Below are 23,874 nucleotides of genomic sequence, written 5' to 3'. Positions count from 1 at the left end.
CTGCGAAAGCGGTGGCACCTAGGCCAGCAACTCCTTCACCACGTGCCCGTGCACGTCGGTCAGGCGAAAGCGCCGCCCCTGATGGAGATAGGTCAGCGCGGTATGATCCACCCCCATGAGGTGCAAGATGGTGGCCTGCAGGTCATGCACGTGCACCGCCCCCGGGGTGTAGACGTGTTTATCCGCGTGCAGCGGATTCCCGTCCGCATCCGCGATGTTGTAGCCATAGGCATCGGTGTGGCCATGTGAGATGCCCGGCTTGATCCCACCGCCCGCCATCCAGATCGTAAAGCAGCGCGGGTGGTGGTCTCGGCCGTAGTTATCCTTGGTCAGCTTCCCCTGCGAGTAGGAGGTGCGACCGAACTCTCCGCCCCATATCACCAGCGTGTCCTCAAGGAGACCTCTCTGTTCCAGGTCCCGCACCAACGCGGCGGAGGCCTGATCTGTTTCCATGCATTGGCCCCGGATCGCACCGGGCAGATTGTCATGCTGGTCCCAGCCCTGATGATAGAGCTGGATGAAGCGGACCCCGCGCTCCGCAAGACGCCGGGCCAGCAGGCAGTTCGCGGCGAAGGTGCCGGGCTTCCGGCTATCCTCGCCATAGAGCTGATAGACCGACTCCGGCTCGCCGGAAAGATCGGTGATCTCCGGCACACTGGCCTGCATGCGATAGGCCATCTCGTACTGGGCGATGCGTGACTCGATCTCCGGATCGAGCTCGCTCTCGAATTGCAGACGGTTGAGATCGGAAAGCTTGTCGAGCATCGCCCGACGGCCGGAGCGGCAGATGCCATCGGGATTCGAGAGATAGAGCACGGGATCCTTCCCCGAGCGGAATTGGACGCCCTGATACTTCGAATCGAGGAAGCCATTTCCCCACAAGCGGGCATAGAGCGGCTGATCCCCCTGCCCTGCCGAGACCAGCACGATGAAGGCTGGCAGGTTCGCGTTGTCCGAGCCGAGGCCGTAGGACAGCCAGGACCCGATCGAGGGCCGCCCCGCGATCTGCGAACCCGTCTGGAAAAAGGTGATCGCCGGGTCATGGTTGATCGCGTCCGTGAACATCGACTTCACGAAGCAGAGCTTGTCCGCGATCGCGGCGGTGTGCGGCAGCAGCTCCGACACCCATGCGCCCGACTGCCCGTGCTGTGCGAACTTGAAGTGGCTGCCCGCCAGCGGGATCGAGGCCTGCTGCGCGGACATGCCGGTGAGGCGCTGGCCGCCGCGGACGTGATCGGGCAGCGGCTCGCCGTTCTTCTCGATCAGGAGCGGCTTGTGATCGAAGAGGTCCTGTTGAGCCGGACCACCCGACTGAAACAGGTAGATGATGCGCTTCGCCTTCGGAGCGAAGGACGGGGCCGCCGCAGAGAGACTCTCTCCGAACATCGAAGCGAGTGCAGCGCCACCGATTCCCGAGGCCCCGGCCTTGAAGAAGTGGCGACGCGTCAGACCGGCGAAGGAATCAAGGGTCGTGTTCATCGGCTCCAAACGGATGCATCGAGGTTGAGAATGGCTTGGCAGACGACGGTGAGAGCCGCGGCTTCGACGGGATCGAGATCGGGTGGCGCGGGGCCTTCGCCGATGGCGAGGATCTTCTTCGCCTCCTCAGGTGTGGCCTTGAAGAGCTCGAGTTGTTCGCGGTGAAGCGCATCTAGGAGCGCGGCTTCCTTATCCGTGGGAGGACGGGATGTTGCGGCGATGAAGGCCTCGGCAAACCTGCGTTCTGGAGGGAGCGAGGAGACCTTCATTGCCAAAGCGCGCGCCGCTTCGACAAACTGCTCGTCGTTCAAAAGCACCAAGGCCTGCAAGGGCGTGTTTGTCTGTGGCCTGCGGATGGTGCAGACCTCGCGCGTGGGACTATCGAAGGCGAGCATGTTCGGCAGCGGCGCGGTGCGCTTCCATACCGAGTAAAGCGAGCGGCGGTAGAGGTCCGCCCCCTTCGATTGATGATAGGCGGGCGACATCGAGTTCGACTCCCGCCACAAATCGCCACCGGGCTGATAAGGTGAAACCGGCGGTCCGCCATCCTGCTGCTGGAGCAAGTCCGAGGACGCCAGCGCAAGGTCGCGGATCTGCTCGGAAGACAATCGCCGCGAAGTCGCGCGCGCCAACAGGCGGTTTGCAGGATCACGCCGGGCGAGATCCGAGCGCATTCTACTATCCTGACCGTAGGTCGAGCTCAGCACGATGCTGCGGCACAGCTTCTTGAGATCCCAGCCTCCGGAAATGAAGTCCCGGGCCAACCAGTCGAGCAGCTCCGGATGACTCGGCAGCGAGCCCTGAAGCCCGAAGTTGTCCGTGGTCTCCACGATCCCGCTGCCGAAGAAATTCGCCCACACCCGGTTCACGAAGACCCGCGATGTCAGCGGATGCCGCGGATCGACCAGCCACTTGGCCAAACCAAGACGGTCTCGCGGCGCATCCTCCGGAAAGGGAATCAGGATCTGAGAGAAGACATCTCGCCCGATTTCGTTCTCTTTGCTACGAGGTGCATCGTAGGCACCTCGTGCCAGGACATGCGCCGGAACAGGATGCGGTGTTTCCTTCATCACGGGTATCTCGAAGACTTTCTCCTCCGCCGCAATCAGGGCCGAACGCTCAAGCCGAAGCTTCTCCAATGCCTCGCGGAATGCCGTATCCGACGACCTTAGCCACGCCTCCCGCAACTCCGCACGATGAGCCACGGGATCGGCCAAGGCTGCCTGCCAAGCTGCCGGATCTTGCAAAGCCGCCACTTCCAAGGATCCGAGCTCACGCTTGAAGACCCGGATCTCATCCACCTCACCACCGGCGAAGCCACGATCCCGGAAGCGCTGACCGATGGTCGCCGTGCCATCACCATGACTCGGCGTAGCGATTGACTTGTAGATCTCATCCGCCGTGATCTCGACCGGCACAGGCTTGCCATCGACATACAGCTTTATCCCGTTCGTATTACTAGACCCATCGTAGGTCCATGTGATCCGCACCCATTGATCTTTCGTAACCACCGGTTCGCTCCTCACTCCCAAAGCATTTCCCGGCCAATCCCGCACCACACGAGCTTCCAAGCGCCCGCCGGCGAGGAACAACTCCAGGCCATTGTAACCCACATCCGTGCCAAAGCTGCGATGAAGCAGGATCACCGGCTCGGGATTCGCCACCGTATCGCGGATTACCAGATCCACACTGAAAGGGTCGCAGCGATCATGGGCTAGCACTCCGGGCAAGGGCACGCCGCTGTCCCCATCCAGCTTTACTACTCCGTCATCGAAGGTCTGATGCGATACCAGATCCACTCCCAGCGGCGCAACAGGTGCGCCCGCCAGCCAAGCGTCTAGTTCCGGATCCGAAGCCGCACGGCGAGCCTCCACCGCCGCGGAGGCAGCCGATATCCTCTCCTTCGCCGCCGCCATCGCCGACTCTTGCTCCGCATTCGGCAGCAGGAGTCCGGGCGAGGGCTGGATGCCCTGCGAGGTGTAGAAGCCGCGCTCCGGGATCGAATTGAAGAAAGCTCCCAGCGAGTAGTAGTCCCGCATGCCGATCGGGTCGTACTTGTGATCATGGCAGCGGGTACACTCCATGGTCAGCGCGAGGAAGACCGAGCCGAAGGTGTGGACGCGGTCCGCCATGTTCTCGACGAGGAACTCCTGCGCCACCGAGCCGCCTTCATTCGTCAGACGGTGCAGGCGATTGAAGGTCGTAGCCAGCTTCTGCTCGCGCGTGGCATCCGGCAGGAGATCACCGGCGACCTGCCAGGAGATGAAGCGGTCGATCGGCAGATTCTCATTCAAGGATCGAAGCACCCAATCCCGCCACGGCCAGAAGGCGGTGAGCTGATCCGACTGGTAGCCGTAGGAGTCGGCATAACGTGCTGCATCCAGCCACGGCACCGCGAAGTGTTCGCCGAAGCGCGGGCTGGCGAGCAGGCGCTCCACCGCCGCGGCCTTCGCCGCCGGGAAGTCCGTCGCCGCAGCACCTTGGAAGTTCGTGATCTCCTCCGTCGTCGGCGGCAGCCCGGTGAGATCCAGGCTGGCCCGCCGCAGCCAACGCAAGGGATCCGCCGCAGGAGAAGGTTTGAGCTGCTCCTGCTCCAAACGCGCGAGCACGAAGCGATCGAGTGTCTGGGTCCCCCAAGCGGCATCCTGCGGCTGCGGCACCGCCACGCTCTCCGGCAGCGGCTGGAAGGACCAATGCGGCTGATACTTCGCGCCCTCCTCGATCCAGCGCTTGATCAGAGCTTTCTCCGCGTTGGTGAGGCTGAGGTGCGATGAAGGCGGAGGCATGAGCTCCTCCGGATCCTGCGAAAGGATGCGCTGCCATGCCTCCGACTTACCCGGATCTCCCGGCACAATCGCGCTCGCAGTGGCACCCTCCGCCGTGTCCAGTCGCAGGTCCGCCTCGCGCTTCCCGCCATCCGGCCCGTGGCAGGCGAAGCACTTGTCCGAGAGAATCGGCCGGATCTCATACGCATACGAGACCTCGGCCTTGGCGGCAGAAGCGACAGCAAGCGCAGGAATGAGCAGAAATCGCGACATCAGGATCGCGATCTTTACCCTAGCAAAGCGCCAATCGTTTCACAACGACGGCAGATTCACCCAAAGCGGCTACCCGGCGAAGGCGTGGGCGGGGAGGCCCTTGATCCCCAAGCCGCGGATCACGAAAAGGCGACCGGCATCCTCCTCCACCACGCTCTTGTGCAGGCCGGTGGTCACGTAGAGATCGGCAAGATCCGGGCCGCCGAAGGCGCAGGAAGTCGTTTCCAAGCAGGGCAGATCGACCTTCCGCAGCTCCTCCCCACTCAGCGGGCTAAAGCAGGCGACACAGGCGCCGTGGCAGAAGGCGATCCAGAGATTGCCGTCCGCATCGATGGTCATGCCGTCCGGGGAAGCCTCGTGATGCGCGGTCGAAACAACACTGCGAAGATTCGTGAGATGGCCCGCCTCATAGTCGAAGGCGAGCACCTCCTTGCGCGGGGTATCGATGTAATAGACCGTGCGGCCGTCCGCGCTCCACACGATGCCGTTCGAATTCGTGACGGGACCGAAGACCTCGTGAATCGTCCGGTCGGGATCGAGGCGGTAGAGGCGGGCATCACCAGTCTTCTTCACCAGACTGATGGTGCCGGCGAAGAAGCGGCCGTCCGGAGAGCATTTGCCGTCGTTGAAGCGGTTGTCCGGCTTCTTGTCCGGCTCGGGATCGCCGATGGCGCTGAGCTTGCCATTGGCCTCATCGAGGAAATGGAACCCATTGTCCCCGGCGATGACCAGGCCGCCGGCCTCGCGCGGGACCACGGTGCCGACGCGCTCGCCGACCTCCCAAATCTTCTCCTCGCCGCTGGCGGGATCGAAGCGGATCACCCGGTGCGCCTCGATGTCCACATAGAGAAGAGTTCCATTCCACCACAGGGAGCCCTCGCCCCACTTCGCCCGATAATTGCCGACGGTTTCGATCACCATGGCCGGGAAACTACGGGAGGAGGAGCCCGCGAAAAGCCCAAAGGAGGTCAAGCAATTCATGGAAAACGGATTTGTCATGCGCCGCGGAAGGGCGTAGAAATCAGGCCCTATCGACCGGGGGCCGAACCCAAAGCAGCGCCCCCGCGCCTAACTTGTCATGTCGTCCCGACTCGCAAAAAGCCCCCTTATCCTCGCCGTCCTGCTCTGGTTCGGCGTGATCGCTCCCGTGTCCGCGCAGTGGGACACGAAGCCGATCAACGGTCGCGATTATGTCGCGGTGGACGGGATGAAGACTTTCTACGGCTTCGAATCCCTGAGCCGCTCCGGCAACGAGGTGGTGCTGGAGAACAAGAAGATCAAACTGAAGATGCGCGTGGGCGGGCAGGAGTGCCTGATGAACGGCGTGAAATTCGTCTTCAGCTACAAGGTGGAGGAGATGGGCGGGAAGGCATGGATCTCCCGCATCGATCTCGCGAAGCTGGTCGATCCCGTGCTACGCCCGAGCTACATCGACAATGCCGGGAACTTCAAAACGGTGATCATCGACGCCGGCCACGGCGGCAAGGATCCGGGAGCCACGAATGCGCTGGGCACGGAGGCGGTCTATAACCTGATGATCGCCGAGAAGCTCAAGGGCATGCTCGCGAAGCGCGGCTACAAGGTGATCATGACGCGGGAGACCAACCGCTACCTGACCCTGCAGGAGCGGGTGGACGTGGCGAACCGGGTGCGCGACAACGCGATCTTCATCTCGATCCATCACAATTCCGGCGGCAGTGCGGCGCGCGGGATCGAGACCTTCACCCTCTCGCCAATTGGTGTGGCGCACTACGGTCGCGGCCTGAACCAAAGCGATTTCCAAGAGCGTACGGGCAATAGCCATGACTCCGCGAATGTGGCGCTGGCCACTGCGGTGCACGGCTGCATGACCCGCCGGCTGGGCAAGAACACCTTCGACCGCGGCATCAAGCGCGCGCGTTTCAGCGTGCTGACCGGGGTACGTCACCCCTCCATCCTGGTGGAGTGCGGGTTCATGACGCACGGCTACGAGGCGCGCCTGATCCACACGGAAGCTTACCGCAATGCGGTGAGCACGGGCATCGCCGAGGCGATCGAACGTTACCGCGCCGCGGTGACGAAGAAGCCGGTGACAAAGCCCTGAAGCGACGCCTCGGAGTCTTAGAGACCCGGAACGCCGCGCGGGCGCCAGGTGAGCAGCTCTGGCTCGCCATCCGTGACGAGAACGGTGTGCTCGAAGTGCGCGGAAGGCTTCTTGTCCGTGGTGATGACGGTCCAGCCATCATCCAGGATCCGGATGGAAGCCGTGCCCGCATTCACCATCGGCTCGATGGCGAGGGTCATGCCCGGTTCGAGGATCGGGCTCTTGCCCTGCGGGCGGTAGTTCGGGACCTGCGGCTCCTCATGGAGATCGCGGCCGACGCCGTGACCGACGAACTCGCGGACCACGGTGAAACCGAGCGGGCGGACATGCTCTTCAACTGCGCCACACAGATCCGCGAGGCGTTCCCCGGCGCGGGCGTGATTGATCGCTGCGAAAAGGGACTCCTCCGTGGCGACAAGCAGGCGGCGGGTTTCCTCGGCAATCTCACCGACGGCCACCGTGATGGCATTGTCGCCGATGAAGCCGCTTTTCACCACGCCGACATCGAGCTTCACCACATCGCCGGGCTGGATCTTGCGGGGACCGCCGATGCCATGAACGATCTCCTCGTTCACCGAGATGCAGATCTGGCCGCGGAAGCCGCGGTAGCCGAGGAAGGCGCTCTTGCAGTCGCGCTCCTTCATCAGCTCCTTGGCAAGCTGGTCGATCTCCAAGGTGGTGCGCCCCGGCTCGACCGCCTTCACGAGTTCCATGAGGACCTCGCTGGCAGCCTGGCCCGCGACCCGCATCTTGCCGATCTCATGCGGGGTCTTGATCTTAATCTTATGCCGCCTAGCCATGGGACTTGAGGGATTTCACGAGTTCGAGAAGGCGCTTCGCTCCTTCATCGGGACCGCGGGTTGCATCGAAACGATGGAGCAGGCCTTCCTGCTCGTAGCGGGAGACGACGGGTAGCGTGTTCTCCTCGTACTCCGCAAGGCGGGAACGGAAATTCGTAGGGGTATCGTCGGCACGCGGAGCGGGAACGCCACCGCACTCCGGGCAGCGGTCGGCGCCGTTCAGGTCCTGCTTGCGACCGGACCAGCGGCACTCCGGACATTCGATCCGGTTGCCGAGACGGATGAGTAACTCGTCCAGCGGCACTTCCAGCAAGATCGCGGCATCGAGCTTCAGACTCTTGTCCGCCAGCCATGCCGAAAGGAAGTCGGTCTGGGTGATGCTGCGCGGGAATCCGTCCAGCACCCAGCCGCCCTTCTGACGGCCGAGCCATTCGCCCATGATCGAGCACATCAGCTCGTCGGACAGGTATTCGCCGCGCTCAAGGACGGGCGCGGCCTGCTTGCCCAGCTCCGTCCCCTGCTCGACCGCGGAGCGGAGCAGGGCACCGGTGCTGAGGTAGGCGAGTCCGAGATCCTCGGCCAAGCGGCGCCCCTGTGTCCCCTTGCCCGAGGCAGGGGGACCGAGAAGAACGAGTCGATGTGGCATGAGCTCCGGCGGGATGGGGCGAATCACTTGGCGATCCACGCCGCCGCCGCCACCACCACGATCAGGCCGATCACGGCCCAGAGGTAAACCAGCGCGGTGCTGGAAGCTGCATTCCCCGTCTGGGCAAGACGGTCGTAGCGACCCTTGATCTTACCCTTGCGCAGGAAGCCATCGTAGTGGCGCTGCAGCAGGTGGGTCTCCACCTGGCGCATGACGTCGAGCACCACGCCCACCAAGATCAGCAAGCTGGTGCCGCCGAAGAACTGCAGCACCATCGATCCGGGCGGCAGGCTCACCAAGTGACCGATGAAGGCCGGGAGCACGAAGATCAGGGTGAGGAAGATGGCACCCGCGAAGGTCAGGCGGGTCATCGTGAAGTCGAGGAAGTCCGCGGTGGGCTTGCCCGGGCGCACGCCGGGGACGTAGCCGCCGTTGCGCTTCAGGTCTTCCGAGATCTGGGACGGCTGGAACATGGTAGCCACCCAGAAGTAGGAGAAGAAGAAGATGAAGATACCGCCGAGGATGTAGTACCAAGTGCCGCCGGGGTTGAGCTGGGTCTGGAGCTTCACCGCCCAAGGAGCGCCCTTGAAGAACCAGGTGAGCATCATCGCGGGCAGCGAGAGGATCGCCGTGGCGAAGATGATCGGCATCACGCCGGCGTAGTTCACCTTCAGCGGGAGATACTGGGTCTGGCCGCCGAATTGCTTCCGGCCGACGACGCGCTTCGCATACTGGACCGCGATCCGGCGCTGGGCCTGGGTGATGGCGATGGTTCCAGCGATCACGAGCAGGAGCATCGCGATCATGACGACCAGCATGACCGAGCGGAACGGGCTGACGTCATCCCCGGTGACGAAGTGCTGCCAGGTCTGGACCAGCGCACCCGGCAGGGCCGAGATGATGTTCACCGTGATGATGATCGAGGTACCGTTACCGATACCGCGCTCCGTCATCTGGTCACCGATCCACATCAGCAGAAGGGTGCCGGCAACGAGGGTGATCACGATCAGCGCGAACCAAAGCGTGGAAGGATCCGGGACCAGCACGCCGAACTTCGATTCGTCATCGATACCCGGCATGTAGAAGAGGGTCTCCGGATTCGCCAGCGAGCGGGCCACGAAGAAGCTCTGCACCAGCGCGATCACGATCGTGATGTAGCGCGTGTACTGGGTGATCTTCTGGCGGCCGCCATCCTCACGGGCGAGGCGGGCCAGCTTCGGCACCACCGCGGTCATGAGCTGGACCATGATCGATGCCGAGATATACGGCATGATCCCGAGAGCAAAGATACCCGCCTGCTGGAGGCCACCACCGGCGAAGATGGTAAGCATGGCACCGAAGGCGTTACCGCCATCGCCCTGCTGCTTCGCGGCGTGTTCCATCCACTTCTCGATCACGCCGGCATCGACACCCGGGAGGGTGATGTGCACCCCGAGGCGCACGATGATGATCATGGCGAGGGTGAAGAGGATCCGGTCACGGAGTTCCGGCACCTTCCAAGTATTCGCAAAAGCGGAGATCATGGGTAATCGGGATGCAAAAAGCGACGGGTTTGTAAACGCGGAGAGGAAGCGTTCAAGCGCTTCCTCACCGGAGACCCGTCATGTGGGGATCAAACAGAGCATCAGGCTTCGGCTGCTTGGACGCTGCCGCCGGCCTTCTCAACCTTCTCCTTGGCGGAGGCGCTGAGGGTGCCCACGGCGAAGACCAGCTTCTTGGTCAGGTCGCCTTGGCCGAGCACCTTCACGACGTCGCAGGCGCGGTTGATGAGACCTGCCTTGCGAAGGGCCTCTTCGGTGACGGTGTCGCCGTCGTTGAAGGCCTTTTCGATCTGGGCGAGGTTCACCACTTCGACCTTGGTCTTGAAGTTGATGTTGTTGAAGCCGCGCTTGGGCAGACGGCGGTGAAGGGGCATCTGGCCACCTTCGAAACCGACGCGGGTGCCGCTGCCGGAACGTGCCTTCTGGCCCTTGTTGCCTTTGCAGGAGGTCTTGCCGTGGCCGGAGCTTTCGCCGCAGCCGAGGCGCTTGACCCGATGCTTGGCACCCTTGTTCGGGGCGAGAGTGTGAAGTTTCATTCTGCTAAAGAAATGGAGTGGTGGAAGAGCGGGCGACCGGAGGATTCATGCTCCGACCGCCCGGGATCCGGAATGGATTAGATCGCCTTTTCCTTCTTCTTGCCGCGGGATCCGAGGATCTGGTCGCGGGTGCGAAGCTGGGTAAGCGCCTTGAGCGTGGCCTTCACCACGTTCGAGTGGTTGGAGGAGCCCATGGACTTCGCGAGGATATCGCGGATGCCCACGGCTTCGCAGACGGCGCGAACGCCACCGCCGGCGATGATGCCCGTTCCCGGCGAGGCGGGCTTGAGGAGCACCTTGCCACCGCCGAACTCGGCGTAGATTTCGTGGGGGATGGTTCCTTCCACGATGTTCATCGGCTTGAGCGACTTCTTGGCGGACTCACCGGCCTTCTTGATGGCGTCGGCCACTTCGTTGGCCTTGCCGAAGCCGAGGCCGACCTTGCCCTCCTTGTCGCCAGCGACGACGAGTGCGGAGAAGCTGAAGCGACGGCCGCCCTTCACGACCTTGGCGCATCGGTTGATGAAGACAACCTTCTCGGCCAACTGAGGGCCGTCGGTCTCTTGTTGCTGACGGTCGTCGCGGCGGGGACCGCGGGGACCGCGGCCTTGGCCACCACCACCGTAGCCGCCACCACCACCGCGCTGGCCGTAGCCGCCGCGCTGTTGATAGCCGCCACCGCCTTGGTTCTGCTGCGGACCTTGCGGTTGCTGCGGGGCGGGGCTGGGAGTCGAATCTGGAGATACCATGACGATTGCGCTAAATTAGAATTGGAGGCCGGCTTCGCGGGCGGCGTCGGCCAGCGCCTTGATCTTGCCGTGGTAGAGGTGACCACCGCGGTCGAAGACCACGGCGCTGACATTGGCTGCCTTCGCTCGCTCGGCGACGAGCGCACCCACCTTCGCGGCGGATTCCACGTTGGAGGCGGCCTTCTCGATGCTCTTGTCGAGGGTCGAGGCGGAAACGAGGGTGCGACCGGCGGTATCGTCGATGACCTGGGCGTAGACGTGCTGGTTCGAGTAATGCACGGCGAGGCGGGGACGCTCGGCGGTTCCGGCGACCTTCTTGCGGATGCGCGCGTGAATGCGGCGGCGTCCTTCCTTGCGATTGATCTTGCTCATTATAGCGAAAGATTAAGGGGTTACTTGCCGACGCTCTTGCCTTCCTTGCGGCGGACGTGTTCTCCGACGTAGCGGACGCCCTTGCCCTTGTAGGGTTCCGGCGGGTAGTAGCCGCGGACATCGGCAGCGAACTGACCGACGAGCTGCTTGTCGATACCTTCCACCTTGATCTTGGTGTTTTCGTTCACGGTCACGGTGATACCGGCCGGGATCGGGTGAAGGATGGGGTGGGACTTGCCCAGGGACAGGTCGAGATCCTTGCCCTTGACGGCGGCACGGAGACCGACGCCTTGGATTTCAAGGTCCTTGACGAAGCCTTGGGAGACTCCGGTGATCATGTTGTTCACCAGGCTGCGCACGGTGCCGTGCAGAGCGCGGAGGGCGCGGGCTTCGCTGGCGCGGGCGACGATGACGCTCGTATCTTCCGCTTTGACGGAGATACCGGTGGGAAGCGCGAGATCGAGCTTACCCTTCGGGCCTTCGACAACGACGCTGCCGGCATCGACCTTCACACTGACCTTGGCGGGCAGGGAGATCGGCTTGAGACCAACTCGTGACATGGTAGTTTTCCTTTCTCGGGTTGGGGTTTACCAGACGTGAGCGATGACTTCGCCACCGAGCGAGCTACGCTTGGCAGTGGCTCCGGTCATGACACCCTTGGAGGTGGAGATGACGGCGATGCCCAGGCCGTTGAGGACACGGGGCATTTCGTTGGCGCCGCAGTAGACACGGCGGCCCGGCTTGGAAACGCGCTTCAGGTCGGTGAGCACGGGGCGGCCATCGACATAGCGGGCCTTGACCTTGAGCTCCGGGTGACCGGATTCGGAGATGACTTCGTAGCCCCAGATGTAGCCTTCTTCCTGCAGGATCTTGGCGATGTCAGCCTTGATGCGGGAGTAGGGAGCCTTGAACTGCTCGTTGCCAGCGCGGCAGCAGTTCTTGAAGCGGGTGAGGAAATCGGAAATGGGATCGGTGAGAACGGCCATGATGGTGGTTCTGTGGGAGTGTCAGGATCAGGCGGCAGCGCCTTCGGTTGCTTCCGCCTTCTTGATGTCGCGGAAGGGCAGTCCCAGCTCGGCGAGCAGGGCGCGGCCTTCGTCATCGGTTTTGGCCGAGGTGACGAAGATGACGTCGAAACCGATGTTGCGCTTGATCTGGTCGAGCTCGATTTCCGGGAAGATGGACTGGTCGGCGAAGCCAACGGCGTAGTTGCCGCGGCCGTCGAAGTTCTTCGGCGAGATCCCGCGGAAGTCGCGGATGTTCGGCGTGGTGATGTTGATGAAGCGGTGCAGGAACTCCCACATGCGGGCGCCGCGCAGGGTCACGCGCGCTCCGAGGGGCTCACCCTCGCGCAGCTTGAAGTTCGCAACGGCCTTCTTCGAGAAGGTGATCGACGGCTTCTGGCCGGTGATCTTGCCGATTTCCGCGACGGCATCGTCCACCGCGACCTTGCGGTCCGGGGACTTGCCCATGCAGGAGGTCACCACGATCTTTTCAAGCCGTGGGATCTGGTGAGGATTGGCGTAGCCGAGCTTCTCCTTGAGAGCCGGCGCCACCTTATCCGTGTAGTGCTTTTGCAGTACTGGTGTGCTCATTTGATTTCAGCGGGTCAGCGCTTTGGTTGTTGCGCTTAAGCGCGGGCAGAGGCCGTAGCCTCAGCCCAGTTTCTGGACATTGGAGATATGGACGGCGCCGTCCTGGGAGATCAAACCACCATCGGGGTTCTTCTCGGAGGGGCGGGTAGCCTTGATGACGGAGCGGGCGCCTTCGACGACGACCTTGCCCTTGGCGGCATCGACGGACACCACGGTGCCGGTCTTGCCTCTGGAACTGCCGGCGATGATCTTGACCTGATCGCCCTTCTTAACGTGAGTCTTCTTCATTTCAGGAATGAGGTGGGAAGGATCAGAGAACCTCGGGAGCGAGGGACACGATCTTCATGAACTGCTTTTCACGCAGCTCGCGGGCGACCGGTCCGAAGATACGGGTGCCCTTGGGGTTGTTGTCCTTGTCGATGATGACGATGGCATTGCCATCGAAACGGAGCACGGAGCCATCGGCACGGCGGATCGGGAAAGCGGTGCGCACGACCACGGCCTTCACGACGGAGCCCTTCTTGACCGAAGCGGTCGGGATCGAGTCGCGGATGTGGGCGGTGATGATGTCACCGATCCCGGCAGTGCGGGAGCGCTTGCCGAGAACACCGATCATCTTGGCGGAGCGGGCGCCGGTGTTGTCGGCGACCGTTACAAGGGATTCCATCTGGATCATGGCGGGAAAGGCGTAAGTGGTAAAAGGATCGGTAGAACCGGCGGGGAATCTTAGTGCGAGAGCACCTTCTCAAGGGCCCAGCGCTTCAGCTTGGACATCGGGCGGGTCTCGACGATGCGGACCTTGTCGCCGATCTGGGCTTCACCCTTCTCGTCGTGCACGTAGTACTTCTTGGAGCGCTTGACGATCTTGTTGAAGGTCGGGTGCGGGACGCGGGCGACGTGCTCGACCACGAGGGTCTTGCTCATCTTGTTGGAAGTGACGACGCCGACGCGGGTCTTGCGGACGTGCTTGGCGGTCTCCTGGGGCTGCTCGCTCATGGAAATGTTTCGCTAATGGTTGCTGCGGGTGCGGACGGGCTCAGGCCTGCTTGTTGCGGTGGCTGCTGAGCGCGGTTTGGACACGGGCGGCCTCGCGGCGGACCGTGCGGATGCGGGCGGAATTTTCAAGCGTCCCGGTAGCCTTCTGGAGGCGGAGGTTGAAGCCCTCTTCCTTGAGGTCGCGGAGCTTGGACTCGAGCTCCTTCACGGAGAGCTCCTTGGTGTCCTTGGACTTGGTCTTGGCCATGGCAGTAGATCTTTAGAAGGTGGTGCCTCAGGCGTGCGGGTTGCGGACGACGAAGCGGGTCGGAAGGCCGAGCTTGTAGGAAGCAAGGCGCATGGCCTCCTTGGCCTGCGACTCCGGCACGCCGGCAACTTCGAACAGCATGTTGCCGGGGCGGATCACGGCGACCCAGGCCTCGACGGCGCCCTTGCCCTTACCCATACGGGTTTCCGGCGGACGGGCGGTGATCGACTTGTGCGGGAAGATCCGGATCCAGACCTTACCTTTACGCTTGAGGAAGCGGTTGATCGCGATACGGCAGGCTTCGATCTGGCGGTTGGTCATCCAGCCGCGGTCGAGCGCTTGGAGACCGAAGTCACCGAAGGCAACGGTCGTTCCGCGTTGTGCATTGCCAGCCCGGCTGCCGCGGTGCGACTTCCGGAACTTCGTGCGTTTTGGCATCAAGGGCATGGCTCAGTCCTCCTTGGGGAAAATGGTTAAGTTGAAATGTTAGTCTTACTGGTTGCCACGCGGCGGACGCGGGCCACGGGGACCGCGGTTGTCGCGGTCGCGGCGGTCACCGCCACGTTCGGGGCGCGGGGAGCTGCCGTCGTCTTCCTTCTTGTTCACCCAGCACTTGATGCCGATGATGCCGTAAACGGTGCGGGCTTCGGCGAAGCCGTAGTCCAGCGGCACGCGCAGGGTCTGCAGCGGCACCTTGCCTTCGCGGTACCACTCGGAACGGGCGATGTCCGCACCGCCGAGGCGACCGGCGCAACGGATCCGGATGCCGTCGGCACCGAAGTCCATGGCGGTCTGCACGGCGCGCTTCATGGCGCGGCGGAACGAGATACGACGCTCGAGCTGCACGGCAACCTGCTCGCAGATGAGCTGGGCATCCAGCTCCGGCTTGCGAATCTCGACGATGTCGATCTTGACCTGGGCACCTTTGCAGATGTCGGAAAGCTCCTTGGTCATGCGCTCGATCTCCGAACCCTTGCGGCCGATGATCAGGCCCGGGCGGGAGGTGTGCAGGGTCACGCGGACGCTATTCCAAGCACGCTCGATGACCACGCGGGCCAAGGCGGCGAACTGCAGGCGCTGGCGCATGTAGCCGCGGATCTTCAGGTCCTCGTGGAGCTTCTCGGCGTAATCCTTGCCGGAGGCGAACCACTTGGAGCGCCAATCTTTGGAGACGGCGAGGCGGAAACCGATGGGGTTGACTTTCTGGCCCATGATAAGGTGCGGTGAGTGGTGGGATCAGGCGTCCTTGCTGGCTGCCTTCTTGGAAACGTTGATCTTCTTCGGCTTGGCACCGCCTTCGGGAGCCTCGGCCAGGGTGATGTAGATGTGGCTGGTGCGCTTCAGGATGCCGCCCGCCGAGCCCTTGGCACGGGGCGAGAAGCGCTTGAGCACCGGACCCGCTCCGATCACGGCTTCCTTCACGATCAGCGTCTCGGCGCTGAGGGAGAAGTTGTGCTCCGCATCGGCGATGGCCGTCTTGAGCGTCTTGTTGATGAGGGCGGCCGCCTTCTTCGGGGTGAAGGTAAGGATGTCGAGCGCGCTCGACACGGGAAGGCCCTGGATTTCACGGGCGACGTCGCGTGCCTTCTTCGGGGAGAGGCGGACGTATTTGCTGCTGCTCTTGACTTCCATGGATCTGGGTCGGTGAAAGGTTGCGGGAAAAGGGGCCGTCAGCGGCCGGGCTGTGTGATCAGAATGGCGGAATCGCCGAGGCGGACCGGGTCGGCTCCCGGGTCGAGTTCCTCGACAAAGGCACCGCACACGTTGCGGCGGACGTCGGCCACGATGGCGGAGCCGAATGGTTGTTCCCCACGGACGAGGCGGTAAGTGGTGCCGATACGCGCGCCCTGGTTCTCCCCGATGTTCAGGACGAGCAGGCCGCTTTGAGGATCGACGTTCATTACCTTGGCGTTACCGGCGGAACCGGTGGCCGCGGGGGCGGGCTTCTGCACCACTCCCAGCAGGGAGTCAAGCTCCCTGATAGCAGTTTCGACACGAAGCCGGGCTTCCGGGTCTGCGGCCACCGCCTGGCGGAGGTAGTCGGACACCACCGCGATCAGGCGGCTGGAAGCACCTTCGAGGTTCGAGACCCGGCTGCCGAGGATCTGGAGATCCGCGGTGGCCTGGACCAGACGCTCGTCGCCGCCATCGAGGAGGTCGCGGCCCAGCGCCTCGAGACGTTGCCGCACGCGGGCGAGTTGCTCGGAGGCTTCCTTCTCGGCGCGGTTGGCTTCGAGGATGCTTTTCTCGAGCGACTCGTTGCGCTGGCGGAGCGCCTCGATAGTCGATTGGAGCGCGGCCACATCCGCCTCCTGCGCGGCGCAGGTCCACGCCCCCGCGAACAACCCGGAGGCTGCGGCGGTAAGTGCGATGGAACGGCGGAGGCGCATGGCGGCGGAAAGGCGTGCGGACAATTCTTACTTCTTGCCGATACCGCCGTGAGCGCGGAACAGGCGGGTCGGGGCGAATTCACCCAGCTTGTGGCCGACCATGTTCTCGGTGACATACACCGGGACGAAGGTCTTGCCATTGTGCACGGCGAAGTTCAGGCCCACGAAGTCCGGGGTGACCATGGAGGCGCGGCTCCAGGTCTTGATCGGCTTCTTGTCGTTCGCGGCGATCGCCACGTCGATCTTGGTCAGAAGCTTTTGGTCGATGTACGGACCCTTCTTGAGAGAGCGAGGCATAGGTTCGTTAGGTAAAGATTAGCGCTTCTTGCTGTGGCGGCTTTCGACGATGAAGGTCGAGGTCTGCTTCTTCGGCTTGCGGGTCTTCTGGCCCTTCGCGTGGCCCCAGGGGCTGAGAAGGTGCTGGCGACCACCACCGGACTTCGACTTACCTTCACCACCACCGTTCGGGTGGTCGACGGGGTTCATGCACATGCCGCGGACGGTCGGGCGGACGCCCTGCCAGCGGGTGCGGCCGGCCTTGCCGGACACTTCGTTCATGTGGTCGCGGTTGCCCACGGTGCCGATCGTGCAGAAGCAGTTCTCGTTGAAGCGGCGGATCTCACCGGAAGGCATCTTGACCAGCGCCCAGCCGCCTTCGCGGTTGGAGAGCACGGCCTGCTGGCCAGCGGCGCGGGCGACCTTGCCGCCGTTGCCGGGGATCAGCTCGATGTTGTGGATCGCGGTGCCGAGCGGGACGCTCTTGAGCGGCATCGCGTTGCCCACCTTCGGGGCGGCCTTCTCGCCGGACACCACGGTGCCGCCGACTTCCAGGCCGGCAGGGGCGAGGATGTAGCTCTTCTGGCCGTCCTTGTATTGGATCAGCGCGATGCGGCAGGTGCGGTTCGGATCGTATTCGATGCCGACCACGGTCGCGGCCACGTCGTACTTGCCGCGCTTGAAGTCGATCAGGCGGTAGTGACGCTTGTGACCACCACCGATGTGGCGGGTCGTGATACGGCCGGTGTTGTTACGGCCGCCGCTCTTCTTGAGCGGGGTCAGAAGGCTCTTCTCCGGCTTGTGCTTGGTGATCTCGTCGAAGGACGGAAGCACCTTGTAGCGTTCGGACGGGGTATTCGGTGTGAACTCCTTGAGAGGCATGGCTCTGGTGAGGTTGGTTCGGGGTTAGCCGGTTGGAAAATCAGACGAGATCGAGGGACTCGCCGTCCTTCAGACGGACGATGGCCTTCTTCCAGTGGTTGGTGCGGCCCTCGTCGGCACGGCGCTTGCGCTTGGCCTTGCCGGCGTAGTTGGCGGTGCGGACAGCGGAGACCTTCTTGCCCAGCAGGGTTTCGACGGCACGCTTGATGTCGAGCTTGTTGGCCTTGCGATCCACTTCCAGGGTGACCTCGTTGTTGGTCTCCTGGAGCATGGTGGCCTTCTCGCTGAGGCGGACGTTCTTGATGACTTGGTAGATGTCTTTCATGGCGCGGGTTCAGCGATAAGGTTTCAGGCGGTGCGCTTGGCGAGGGTCTCGAGCGCGTCTTCGACGACGAGCACCGAGTTGGCGTGGAGCAGTTCCTCGACGTTCACGCTCTCGACGGTGACCAGCTGCGCCCAGCCGACGTTGCGGGCGGCGAGGTAGGTCTTGTCGTCGAAGCTCTTGGCCACGATCAGGACCTTCTTGGCCTCGACCTCGGCGGTCACGGCGGCGACGAAGGACTTGGTCTTGCCATCGGAGATGGAGAAGGAAGGCAGGGTCTTGATGGTCTCGCCGCGGACGAGATCACCCAGCACGCGGCGCAGGGCCAGCTTGCGGACGTTCTTCGGCACGTGCTTCGAGTAATCGCGGGGACGCGGACCGAAGACCACGCCACCACCCACGAAGATCGGGGCGCGCTTGTCGCCGTGACGGGCGTTACCGGTGCCCTTCTGCTTGTAGATCTTCTTGTTGTTACCGCGGACTTCGCCACGGGTCTTGGAGTTCGCGGAGCCGGTGCGGCGGTTGGCGCGGTAGGCGGTCACGAGATCGTGCACGGCCTGGCCACCCTTGTCGGCTTCGGCAAGCTGGATGTTCGCGCTCTGCGCGGCGTCAGCGGTGAAAGTTTTCGCGGGCATGACTGGGATGCGTTTGAGAGTTACGGTTCAGACGCTTGGCCTCAGGCGGCGGCGGTCTTCTTCTTGGCGGGGCGGACGGTGACGTAGCTGCCCTTGGCGCCGGGGACGGCACCGGAGATCAGGATCACGCCGTCATCCTTGCGCACGGCCACCACCTTGAGGTTCTGGACGGTGCGGGGCACGTCACCCATGTGTCCGGGCATCTTCTGGTTCTTCCAGACGCGGCCGGGAGTGGAGCGGCAACCGATGGCACCGGTCCGGCGGTGCATCATCGATCCGTGGGTCATCTTCAGACCACCGAAGCCGTGGCGCTTCACGGCGCCTTGGAAGCCGCGGCCCTTGCTGGTGCCGATCACGTCCACCCACTGGTCCACCGCGAAGGTGTCGAGACCGGTGTGCGTCTCCGGAGCAGCCTGGTCGGCGGGGAAGCGGAACTCCTGCACCAGATACTTGGCACCGGAGCCGTACTTCTTGAAGTGGCCGAGCGAAGGCTTGTCCGTGCGGGACTCCTTCTTGTCGTCGTAGCCGACCTGGACAGCGGAGTAGCCGTCCTTTTCGACGGTCTTGACCTGCAGGCAGGTGTTACCGCTCACCTCGATGACGGTGACGGGGATCATGGCCTGGCTCTTCTCATCGAAGAGGCGGGTCATACCGAGTTTTTTGCCGAGAAGTCCGAGAGACATGGTGGACAGGAATTAGAAAGTTGGAATTGGAGATCTGAGATCCTCAGGCGGCTCAGATGCGGATGGCGATGTCGACACCGGCGGGCAGGTTGAGCTTCTTGAGCTCATCGACGGTGCGGGCGGTGGGATCGACGATGTCGAGCACGCGCTTGTGGGTGCGGATCTCGAACTGCTCGGCGGACTTCTTGTTCACGTGCACGGAGCGGTTCACGGAGAACTTCTCGATGCGGGTCGGAAGCGGGATCGGGCCGGCCACCTTGGCGCCCGTGCGCTTGGCGGTTTCAACAATCTCCGCGGCGGAACGGTCGATGGCGCGGTGATCGAAAGCGCGCAGGCGGATGCGGATCTTCTGGTTTTCCATGGCGGTGGATTGGTTTGAGATGTTGGGTAAGGTGGTTAGTGGCCGCGGTCGGTGACGATCTCGGCGACGATGTTGCCCGGCACTTGTTCGAAGTGCGAGGGGGTCATCGAGTAGGAAGCCCGGCCGGACGAAAGCGTGCGGACGGCGGTGGAGTAGCCGAACATTTCCTTCAAGGGGACGTTCGCGCGGATGACGGCGAGCTTGCCCTTGCTTTCCATGTTCTGGATCTGGCCGCGGCGGCGGTTCAGGTCGCCCATCACATCGCCTTGGTAGTCGTCCGGAGTGGAGACTTCCACGGCCATGATCGGCTCAAGGAGGATGGACTTCGCCTTCTTGAAAGCATCCTTCATGGCGAAGATGGCCGCCATGGTGAATGCATTCTCGTTCGAGTCCACTTCGTGGAAGGAGCCGCCGAGCACATCGACATGCACGTCGATGACAGGGTAGCCGGCGATGATCCCGTTGGTCATGGCCTCCCGCACGCCCTTGAAGACGGCGTTGTGGAAGTCCTTCGGGATTTCGCCGCCCACGATCTTGTTCTCGATCGTCAGGCCCTTGCCCTTTTCGTTCGGGCGGACCGCCAGGCGCACGTGGCCGTATTGGCCGCGTCCACCGGATTGCTTGACCAGCTTGCCTTCGCCCGGGGCTTCGGCGGTGATGGTCTCGCGGTAGGCGATCTGCGGAGCGCCGGTATTGGCCTCCACCTTGAATTCGCGCTTCAGGCGGTCGACGATGATCTCCAAGTGGAGCTCGCCCATGCCCGAGATGATGGTCTGACCGGTCTCTTCGTCGGTCTTGACCTGGAAAGTGGGGTCTTCTTCCGAAAGCCGGGCCAGCGCATTCGCCAGCTTCTCTTGGTCGGCTTTGGTTTTCGGCTCGACCGCCATGGAGATGACGGGATCCGGGAAAGTGGGAGGTTCGAGAACGACGTCGTAGCCTTCTTTGGCCAGGGTGTCACCGGTGGTGACGTTTTTGATCCCGACCATCGCGGCGATGTCGCCGGCGTAACAGGCATCGATGTCTTTGTGCTCGTCGGCCTGGATCTGGATCAGGCGGCCGACTCGCTCGCTGCGGCGGGTGCGCGGGTTGTAGACCGTGTCGCCCTTCTTGATGACCCCCGAATAGACGCGGAAGAAGACCAGCTTGCCGACGAATTTGTCCGCCCAGAGCTTGAAGGCCAGCGAACAGAACTTCTCGTTGTCGCTGGTGTGGACTTCGATCTTCGTCTCCTCGTTGTCCGGGTCCATGCCGACAGCCGGCGGGATGTCCAGCGGGCTCGGCAGGTAATCGACGACGGCGTCGATGAGGTATTGGACGCCCTTGTTCTTGAAGGCGGAACCACCGGCGACGGGCACCAGCTTGTTTGCGATCGTGGCGCGGCGGATGGCCTGCTTCAGCTCCTCCTTGGTGATCGGCTCCTCCATCAGGAACTTCTCGCCGAGTTGGTCGTCCACATCGGCCACGGCGCTCAGCAGCTCCGCATAGGCGGACTCGGCGATCTCCTTCAGCTCGGCGCTCAGTTCGCGGACCTCGTAGGTCGAGCCGAACTTGTCGTCATCGTTGAAGTGGATCTCGTTCTGGTTCACCACGTCGATCTGGCCGCTGAGGTAGTCCTCGGCACCGATCGGGATCAGGATCCGCACGGCATTCGCGCCGAGCTTGTCCTTCACCTCGTGGAAGACGCTGTCGAAGTTCGCGCCGACACGGTCCATCTTGTTGACGAACACGATGCGCGGCACGTGATACTTCGTGGCCTGGCGCCAGACCGTCTCGGTCTGGGGCTGCACCCCGGCGACGCCGCAGAAAACGACGATCGCTCCATCGAGCACGCGCAGGGAGCGCTCGACCTCGGCCGTGAAGTCCACGTGGCCGGGGGTATCGATGATGTTGATGCGCTGCTCCTCTTTCGGGAAGAGCTTGGTCACGCCCTCCTCCTCGCGCTGGAACCACTTGGTGGTCACGGCGGCGGAAGTGATCGTGATACCGCGCTCCCGCTCCTGCTCCATCCAATCGGTCGTGGCGGCACCATCGTGCACCTCGCCGATCTTGTGGATCACACCCGTGTAGAACAGGATGCGCTCCGTGAGCGTGGTCTTCCCGGCGTCGATGTGCGCCGCAATCCCAATGTTCCGCGTCCGCTCAAGCGGATACGGACGATCAGGACTGTTGGGATTGGAAGACATGGCGGGATGGGACGAAACGCCCCTTTTGACAATTTACCAGCGGAAGTGGGCGAAGGCGCGGTTGGCCTGGGCCATCTTGTGCACGTCGTCGCGCTTGCGGACGGACGAGCCTTGGTTGTTGGCGGCGTCCTTCAGCTCGTTGGCCAGAGCCACGTGCATCGGGGTGCCCTTGCGGCCGCGGGCGTAACCGACGATCCAGCGCAGGGCCAGGGACTCGGAACGATCGGCGGCCACTTCAAGCGGCACCTGGTAGGTCGCGCCACCGACACGGCGGCTCTTCACTTCCACGCGGGGCTTGGCATTCTCGATCGCGCGGGTGACGACTTCGAGAGGATCAACGGTATCGACGCCTTCGCTCGCCTTATCGATGGCGGCGTAGACGATGCGTTCCGCGAGGGACCGCTTGCCGTCCTGCATCACCTTGGAAATCAGGTGACCCACGAGGGAGCTGTCGTAGCGGGAGTCCCGGCGGTCGGGCTTGTGGAAAGTGCGCTTGCGGCGTGACATGGTCGGAAAGGATTAGAATGAAGCTTTCGAAGCGGGATTACTTCTTCTTGCCACCCTTGGCAGGAGCAGCGGCCTGACCCGGCTTCGGACGCTTGGCGCCGTACTTCGAGCGGCTCTGGCGGCGCTTGTCCACGCCGAGGGTATCGAGCGAACCACGGACGATGTGGTAACGGACACCCGGAAGGTCTTTCACACGGCCGCCGCGCACCAGCACGATGGAGTGCTCCTGGAGGTTGTGGCCCTCACCGCCGATGTAGGCGATGACTTCGTAACCGTTGGTAAGGCGGACCTTTGCCACTTTCCGGAGAGCCGAGTTCGGCTTCTTCGGCGTGCGGGTCATGACCTGGAGGCAAACGCCGCGGCGTTGCGGGCAATTGGCCATGGCCGGAGACTTCGATTTCTCGATCGGAGTCTGCCGTCCTTTACGGACGAGCTGATTGATGGTCGGCATTGGATTCCTGCGTGGTTCGGTTTTCGCTCAAGGGCAGTACCGGGCAGGAAGCGAGCGATAAATCCCTCGCAGGAGCCTGTTATCCGGAGCTGCACCCGATAGTGTTTGGAGAATGAAGCCGCCCGCGTGGCATTTGTGCCGGGAACGGGTGGCGATGTGGGGCGGCGAATCTAGGGATCGCGACCAAGCTGGCAAGTCCTATTTCGAGAAAATTTTACGCCCCGAAAATCGTTCAGGAACCCTGATTTTTTAGAGAATTTCCAGCGATCCAATCGGCTCCGGGATCTGCTTCCAAGCCCCTCAAAGTCCCTCTCCTCAGATCCTTACGACTTCGTCCGTCCCTTCCGGCGGCCAAGCTTTCCCCACAAATCCGCCTCCCGGAGTCACGCGGGGGCCCCAACCACCAGAATCCGCCCGGAAAGAAAAATTCACCCTCCCCACCCGGAAAGCACGCCGATCCGGCCGCGACTGGGCGGGCCTTCTCATCTCGCTCATTTCCCTAGGGGGGTGAGTCGAGACGAGACGATCGGGTGCGCCTGCACCGTGAACCGGGCAGTGCAGCAGGATGCTTCAGACGGTCTCGTCTTGTTCATTTCCCTAGGGGGGGGAGACGAGATGAGAGGGATCGGCGTGGGAGGGGACGGAGCAGGTCGCGCAGAAGAGAGGAGAATCGATCCTCCACGTCCTTATCGCGCCATCGTCACTGCCCGCTACCCGCGATCTCTCCCATCCGCTCTGTCCCGTCCGTCCCACTCCCCTAGGGGGTTGGGACGGACGGGACAGAGCATGGGCACGGGAAAAGGGAGACACGTTCGTCATGGCGCGGCTGCTTTCGCCGTAACGCGGTTCACAGGGGAAGGCAGGAGGAGTGAGGAGAAGAGAGAGAAGAAGATATAATAGTTACTTACCACTCCCTCCCTGCCACCACTTCCGCTTTCACGCCACCCACCTTCTGCCGCCGCGCGACTCCCCGCTTCGTCCCGTCCGTCCCACTCCCCTAGGCTAGTGGGACGGACGGGACGGGGATCCTTGATCCGAGGTCAGGAAGCGATCTTCTCATCTCGTGTCACCCCCCTAGGGAAATGGACAAGACGAGACGGAA

30 protein-coding genes are annotated in these 23,874 nt (G+C 63.1%); 1 reads left to right on the top strand and 29 read right to left on the bottom strand.

Annotated elements, in window-relative coordinates:
* Positions 1-18 precede the first annotated feature (18 nt).
* The 3 genes from OJ996_RS04785 to OJ996_RS04775 all read right to left on the bottom strand — a co-directional run bounded on the left by OJ996_RS04785 (position 19) and on the right by OJ996_RS04775 (position 5,438).
* Complete coding sequence (locus tag OJ996_RS04785) at positions 19-1,479, bottom strand: DUF1501 domain-containing protein (RefSeq protein WP_264511738.1); 1,461 nt, start codon at positions 1,477-1,479, stop codon at positions 19-21.
* Positions 1,476-4,517, bottom strand: a complete 3,042-nt coding sequence (locus tag OJ996_RS04780; protein WP_264511736.1) for a DUF1553 domain-containing protein — start codon at positions 4,515-4,517, stop codon at positions 1,476-1,478. The genes OJ996_RS04785 and OJ996_RS04780 overlap by 4 nt, the downstream gene beginning before the upstream one ends.
* Before the next feature lie 69 nt (positions 4,518-4,586).
* A complete protein-coding gene (locus OJ996_RS04775; RefSeq protein WP_264511734.1) occupies positions 4,587-5,438 on the bottom strand; it encodes an SMP-30/gluconolactonase/LRE family protein in 852 nt (283 codons plus the stop codon).
* Between the two features lie 157 nt (positions 5,439-5,595).
* On the opposite strand from OJ996_RS04775, the gene OJ996_RS04770 reads away from it, so the two are divergent.
* Positions 5,596-6,600: an N-acetylmuramoyl-L-alanine amidase family protein gene (locus OJ996_RS04770; protein WP_264511732.1), complete on the top strand. Its 1,005-nt coding sequence runs from the start codon at positions 5,596-5,598 to the stop codon at positions 6,598-6,600.
* Positions 6,601-6,617: 17 nt separating this feature from the next.
* Here the strand turns inward: OJ996_RS04770 and map are convergent, their stop codons facing one another.
* From map to rpsL, 26 genes are all read right to left on the bottom strand, one after another.
* Positions 6,618-7,400: a type I methionyl aminopeptidase gene (gene map / locus OJ996_RS04765; protein WP_264511730.1), complete on the bottom strand. Its 783-nt coding sequence runs from the start codon at positions 7,398-7,400 to the stop codon at positions 6,618-6,620.
* Positions 7,393-8,046, bottom strand: coding sequence for an adenylate kinase family protein (locus OJ996_RS04760; RefSeq protein ID WP_264511728.1), 654 nt, complete (start codon positions 8,044-8,046; stop codon positions 7,393-7,395). Before OJ996_RS04760 ends, map begins: the two co-directional genes overlap by 8 nt.
* 23 nt (positions 8,047-8,069) lie before the next feature.
* A complete protein-coding gene (secY, locus tag OJ996_RS04755; protein WP_264511726.1) occupies positions 8,070-9,569 on the bottom strand; it encodes a preprotein translocase subunit SecY in 1,500 nt (499 codons plus the stop codon).
* Positions 9,570-9,670: 101 nt separating this feature from the next.
* Positions 9,671-10,123: a 50S ribosomal protein L15 gene (rplO, locus tag OJ996_RS04750; RefSeq protein WP_264511724.1), complete on the bottom strand. Its 453-nt coding sequence runs from the start codon at positions 10,121-10,123 to the stop codon at positions 9,671-9,673.
* Positions 10,124-10,200: 77 nt separating this feature from the next.
* Positions 10,201-10,872 carry a 30S ribosomal protein S5 gene (gene rpsE / locus OJ996_RS04745; RefSeq protein WP_345783761.1) on the bottom strand — a complete coding sequence of 224 codons (672 nt, stop codon included), beginning with the start codon at positions 10,870-10,872 and terminating at the stop codon, positions 10,201-10,203.
* A 15-nt stretch (positions 10,873-10,887) separates the two neighbouring features.
* On the bottom strand, positions 10,888-11,247 hold the full coding sequence (rplR, locus tag OJ996_RS04740) for a 50S ribosomal protein L18 (protein ID WP_264512187.1): 360 nt from the start codon (positions 11,245-11,247) through the stop codon (positions 10,888-10,890).
* A 17-nt stretch (positions 11,248-11,264) separates the two neighbouring features.
* Positions 11,265-11,804 carry a 50S ribosomal protein L6 gene (gene rplF, locus OJ996_RS04735; RefSeq protein ID WP_264511722.1) on the bottom strand — a complete coding sequence of 180 codons (540 nt, stop codon included), beginning with the start codon at positions 11,802-11,804 and terminating at the stop codon, positions 11,265-11,267.
* 27 nt (positions 11,805-11,831) lie between these two features.
* Positions 11,832-12,230 carry a 30S ribosomal protein S8 gene (gene rpsH, locus OJ996_RS04730; RefSeq protein ID WP_264511720.1) on the bottom strand — a complete coding sequence of 133 codons (399 nt, stop codon included), beginning with the start codon at positions 12,228-12,230 and terminating at the stop codon, positions 11,832-11,834.
* A gap of 27 nt (positions 12,231-12,257) precedes the next feature.
* Entirely contained in the window at positions 12,258-12,839 is a 582-nt protein-coding gene (gene rplE / locus OJ996_RS04725; protein ID WP_264511718.1) for a 50S ribosomal protein L5, read from the bottom strand.
* 60 nt (positions 12,840-12,899) lie between these two features.
* Positions 12,900-13,127: a 50S ribosomal protein L24 gene (gene rplX / locus OJ996_RS04720; protein WP_264511715.1), complete on the bottom strand. Its 228-nt coding sequence runs from the start codon at positions 13,125-13,127 to the stop codon at positions 12,900-12,902.
* Between the two features lie 22 nt (positions 13,128-13,149).
* Positions 13,150-13,515: a 50S ribosomal protein L14 gene (rplN, locus tag OJ996_RS04715; protein ID WP_264511713.1), complete on the bottom strand. Its 366-nt coding sequence runs from the start codon at positions 13,513-13,515 to the stop codon at positions 13,150-13,152.
* A 50-nt stretch (positions 13,516-13,565) separates the two neighbouring features.
* Entirely contained in the window at positions 13,566-13,835 is a 270-nt protein-coding gene (gene rpsQ / locus OJ996_RS04710; protein WP_264511711.1) for a 30S ribosomal protein S17, read from the bottom strand.
* 40 nt (positions 13,836-13,875) lie between these two features.
* Complete coding sequence (rpmC, locus tag OJ996_RS04705) at positions 13,876-14,082, bottom strand: 50S ribosomal protein L29 (protein ID WP_264511709.1); 207 nt, start codon at positions 14,080-14,082, stop codon at positions 13,876-13,878.
* A 27-nt stretch (positions 14,083-14,109) separates the two neighbouring features.
* Positions 14,110-14,529 (bottom strand): 50S ribosomal protein L16, encoded by a 420-nt coding sequence (gene rplP / locus OJ996_RS04700; RefSeq protein WP_169454389.1) that lies wholly within the window; start codon positions 14,527-14,529, stop codon positions 14,110-14,112.
* A gap of 45 nt (positions 14,530-14,574) precedes the next feature.
* Entirely contained in the window at positions 14,575-15,294 is a 720-nt protein-coding gene (gene rpsC, locus OJ996_RS04695; protein ID WP_264511707.1) for a 30S ribosomal protein S3, read from the bottom strand.
* 24 nt (positions 15,295-15,318) lie between these two features.
* Positions 15,319-15,714 (bottom strand): 50S ribosomal protein L22, encoded by a 396-nt coding sequence (gene rplV / locus OJ996_RS04690; protein WP_264511704.1) that lies wholly within the window; start codon positions 15,712-15,714, stop codon positions 15,319-15,321.
* 38 nt (positions 15,715-15,752) lie between these two features.
* Positions 15,753-16,472: an FtsB/FtsL family cell division protein gene (locus OJ996_RS04685; RefSeq protein WP_264511702.1), complete on the bottom strand. Its 720-nt coding sequence runs from the start codon at positions 16,470-16,472 to the stop codon at positions 15,753-15,755.
* A gap of 27 nt (positions 16,473-16,499) precedes the next feature.
* Positions 16,500-16,769: a 30S ribosomal protein S19 gene (gene rpsS / locus OJ996_RS04680; RefSeq protein WP_264511700.1), complete on the bottom strand. Its 270-nt coding sequence runs from the start codon at positions 16,767-16,769 to the stop codon at positions 16,500-16,502.
* Between the two features lie 18 nt (positions 16,770-16,787).
* Positions 16,788-17,630 (bottom strand): 50S ribosomal protein L2, encoded by an 843-nt coding sequence (gene rplB / locus OJ996_RS04675; RefSeq protein WP_264511698.1) that lies wholly within the window; start codon positions 17,628-17,630, stop codon positions 16,788-16,790.
* 40 nt (positions 17,631-17,670) lie between these two features.
* Entirely contained in the window at positions 17,671-17,955 is a 285-nt protein-coding gene (gene rplW / locus OJ996_RS04670; protein ID WP_264511696.1) for a 50S ribosomal protein L23, read from the bottom strand.
* A gap of 23 nt (positions 17,956-17,978) precedes the next feature.
* Complete coding sequence (gene rplD / locus OJ996_RS04665; protein WP_264511694.1) at positions 17,979-18,587, bottom strand: 50S ribosomal protein L4; 609 nt, start codon at positions 18,585-18,587, stop codon at positions 17,979-17,981.
* Positions 18,588-18,628: 41 nt separating this feature from the next.
* Entirely contained in the window at positions 18,629-19,270 is a 642-nt protein-coding gene (rplC, locus tag OJ996_RS04660) for a 50S ribosomal protein L3 (RefSeq protein ID WP_264511693.1), read from the bottom strand.
* Between the two features lie 52 nt (positions 19,271-19,322).
* Positions 19,323-19,631: a 30S ribosomal protein S10 gene (gene rpsJ / locus OJ996_RS04655; protein ID WP_035611700.1), complete on the bottom strand. Its 309-nt coding sequence runs from the start codon at positions 19,629-19,631 to the stop codon at positions 19,323-19,325.
* 35 nt (positions 19,632-19,666) lie between these two features.
* The gene (gene fusA / locus OJ996_RS04650; protein WP_264511690.1) at positions 19,667-21,814 is read right to left on the bottom strand and encodes an elongation factor G; all 2,148 of its coding nucleotides are present in this window, start codon (positions 21,812-21,814) and stop codon (positions 19,667-19,669) included.
* 33 nt (positions 21,815-21,847) lie between these two features.
* A complete protein-coding gene (gene rpsG / locus OJ996_RS04645; protein ID WP_169454412.1) occupies positions 21,848-22,321 on the bottom strand; it encodes a 30S ribosomal protein S7 in 474 nt (157 codons plus the stop codon).
* A 37-nt stretch (positions 22,322-22,358) separates the two neighbouring features.
* On the bottom strand, positions 22,359-22,772 hold the full coding sequence (gene rpsL, locus OJ996_RS04640) for a 30S ribosomal protein S12 (RefSeq protein ID WP_264511687.1): 414 nt from the start codon (positions 22,770-22,772) through the stop codon (positions 22,359-22,361).
* Positions 22,773-23,874 lie beyond the last annotated feature (1,102 nt).

It is taken from the genome of Luteolibacter rhizosphaerae, from assembly GCF_025950095.1.
GTDB lineage: Bacteria > Verrucomicrobiota > Verrucomicrobiia > Verrucomicrobiales > Akkermansiaceae > Haloferula > Haloferula rhizosphaerae.
This window is presented reverse-complemented; position numbering and strand designations above follow the sequence as displayed.

Bases quoted from the DNA above. Each gene is read 5' to 3' on its own strand.
- rplO (WP_264511724.1), bottom strand. From the start codon at position 10,123: ATGAAACTTCACACTCTCGCCCCGAACAAGGGTGCCAAGCATCGGGTC.
- map (WP_264511730.1), bottom strand. From the start codon at position 7,400: ATGGCTAGGCGGCATAAGATTAAGATCAAGACCCCGCATGAGATCGGC.
- rplB (WP_264511698.1), bottom strand. From the start codon at position 17,630: ATGCCTCTCAAGGAGTTCACACCGAATACCCCGTCCGAACGCTACAAG.
- rpsH (WP_264511720.1), bottom strand. From the start codon at position 12,230: ATGGCCGTTCTCACCGATCCCATTTCCGATTTCCTCACCCGCTTCAAG.
- rpmC (WP_264511709.1), bottom strand. From the start codon at position 14,082: ATGGCCAAGACCAAGTCCAAGGACACCAAGGAGCTCTCCGTGAAGGAG.
- rplC (WP_264511693.1), bottom strand. From the start codon at position 19,270: ATGTCTCTCGGACTTCTCGGCAAAAAACTCGGTATGACCCGCCTCTTC.
- rplP (WP_169454389.1), bottom strand. From the start codon at position 14,529: ATGCCCTTGATGCCAAAACGCACGAAGTTCCGGAAGTCGCACCGCGGC.
- OJ996_RS04785 (WP_264511738.1), bottom strand. From the start codon at position 1,479: ATGAACACGACCCTTGATTCCTTCGCCGGTCTGACGCGTCGCCACTTC.
- rpsE (WP_345783761.1), bottom strand. From the start codon at position 10,872: ATGGTATCTCCAGATTCGACTCCCAGCCCCGCCCCGCAGCAACCGCAA.
- rplD (WP_264511694.1), bottom strand. From the start codon at position 18,587: ATGCCCGCGAAAACTTTCACCGCTGACGCCGCGCAGAGCGCGAACATC.
- rpsG (WP_169454412.1), bottom strand. From the start codon at position 22,321: ATGTCACGCCGCAAGCGCACTTTCCACAAGCCCGACCGCCGGGACTCC.
- rplX (WP_264511715.1), bottom strand. From the start codon at position 13,127: ATGAAGAAGACTCACGTTAAGAAGGGCGATCAGGTCAAGATCATCGCC.
- OJ996_RS04760 (WP_264511728.1), bottom strand. From the start codon at position 8,046: ATGCCACATCGACTCGTTCTTCTCGGTCCCCCTGCCTCGGGCAAGGGG.
- rpsJ (WP_035611700.1), bottom strand. From the start codon at position 19,631: ATGGAAAACCAGAAGATCCGCATCCGCCTGCGCGCTTTCGATCACCGC.
- OJ996_RS04770 (WP_264511732.1), top strand. From the start codon at position 5,596: ATGTCGTCCCGACTCGCAAAAAGCCCCCTTATCCTCGCCGTCCTGCTC.
- rplE (WP_264511718.1), bottom strand. From the start codon at position 12,839: ATGAGCACACCAGTACTGCAAAAGCACTACACGGATAAGGTGGCGCCG.
- rplN (WP_264511713.1), bottom strand. From the start codon at position 13,515: ATGATCCAGATGGAATCCCTTGTAACGGTCGCCGACAACACCGGCGCC.
- rplW (WP_264511696.1), bottom strand. From the start codon at position 17,955: ATGAAAGACATCTACCAAGTCATCAAGAACGTCCGCCTCAGCGAGAAG.
- fusA (WP_264511690.1), bottom strand. From the start codon at position 21,814: ATGTCTTCCAATCCCAACAGTCCTGATCGTCCGTATCCGCTTGAGCGG.
- OJ996_RS04685 (WP_264511702.1), bottom strand. From the start codon at position 16,472: ATGCGCCTCCGCCGTTCCATCGCACTTACCGCCGCAGCCTCCGGGTTG.
- rplF (WP_264511722.1), bottom strand. From the start codon at position 11,804: ATGTCACGAGTTGGTCTCAAGCCGATCTCCCTGCCCGCCAAGGTCAGT.
- rpsC (WP_264511707.1), bottom strand. From the start codon at position 15,294: ATGGGCCAGAAAGTCAACCCCATCGGTTTCCGCCTCGCCGTCTCCAAA.
- rpsL (WP_264511687.1), bottom strand. From the start codon at position 22,772: ATGCCGACCATCAATCAGCTCGTCCGTAAAGGACGGCAGACTCCGATC.
- rplV (WP_264511704.1), bottom strand. From the start codon at position 15,714: ATGGAAGTCAAGAGCAGCAGCAAATACGTCCGCCTCTCCCCGAAGAAG.
- OJ996_RS04780 (WP_264511736.1), bottom strand. From the start codon at position 4,517: ATGTCGCGATTTCTGCTCATTCCTGCGCTTGCTGTCGCTTCTGCCGCC.
- rpsQ (WP_264511711.1), bottom strand. From the start codon at position 13,835: ATGAGCGAGCAGCCCCAGGAGACCGCCAAGCACGTCCGCAAGACCCGC.
- OJ996_RS04775 (WP_264511734.1), bottom strand. From the start codon at position 5,438: ATGGTGATCGAAACCGTCGGCAATTATCGGGCGAAGTGGGGCGAGGGC.
- rpsS (WP_264511700.1), bottom strand. From the start codon at position 16,769: ATGCCTCGCTCTCTCAAGAAGGGTCCGTACATCGACCAAAAGCTTCTG.
- secY (WP_264511726.1), bottom strand. From the start codon at position 9,569: ATGATCTCCGCTTTTGCGAATACTTGGAAGGTGCCGGAACTCCGTGAC.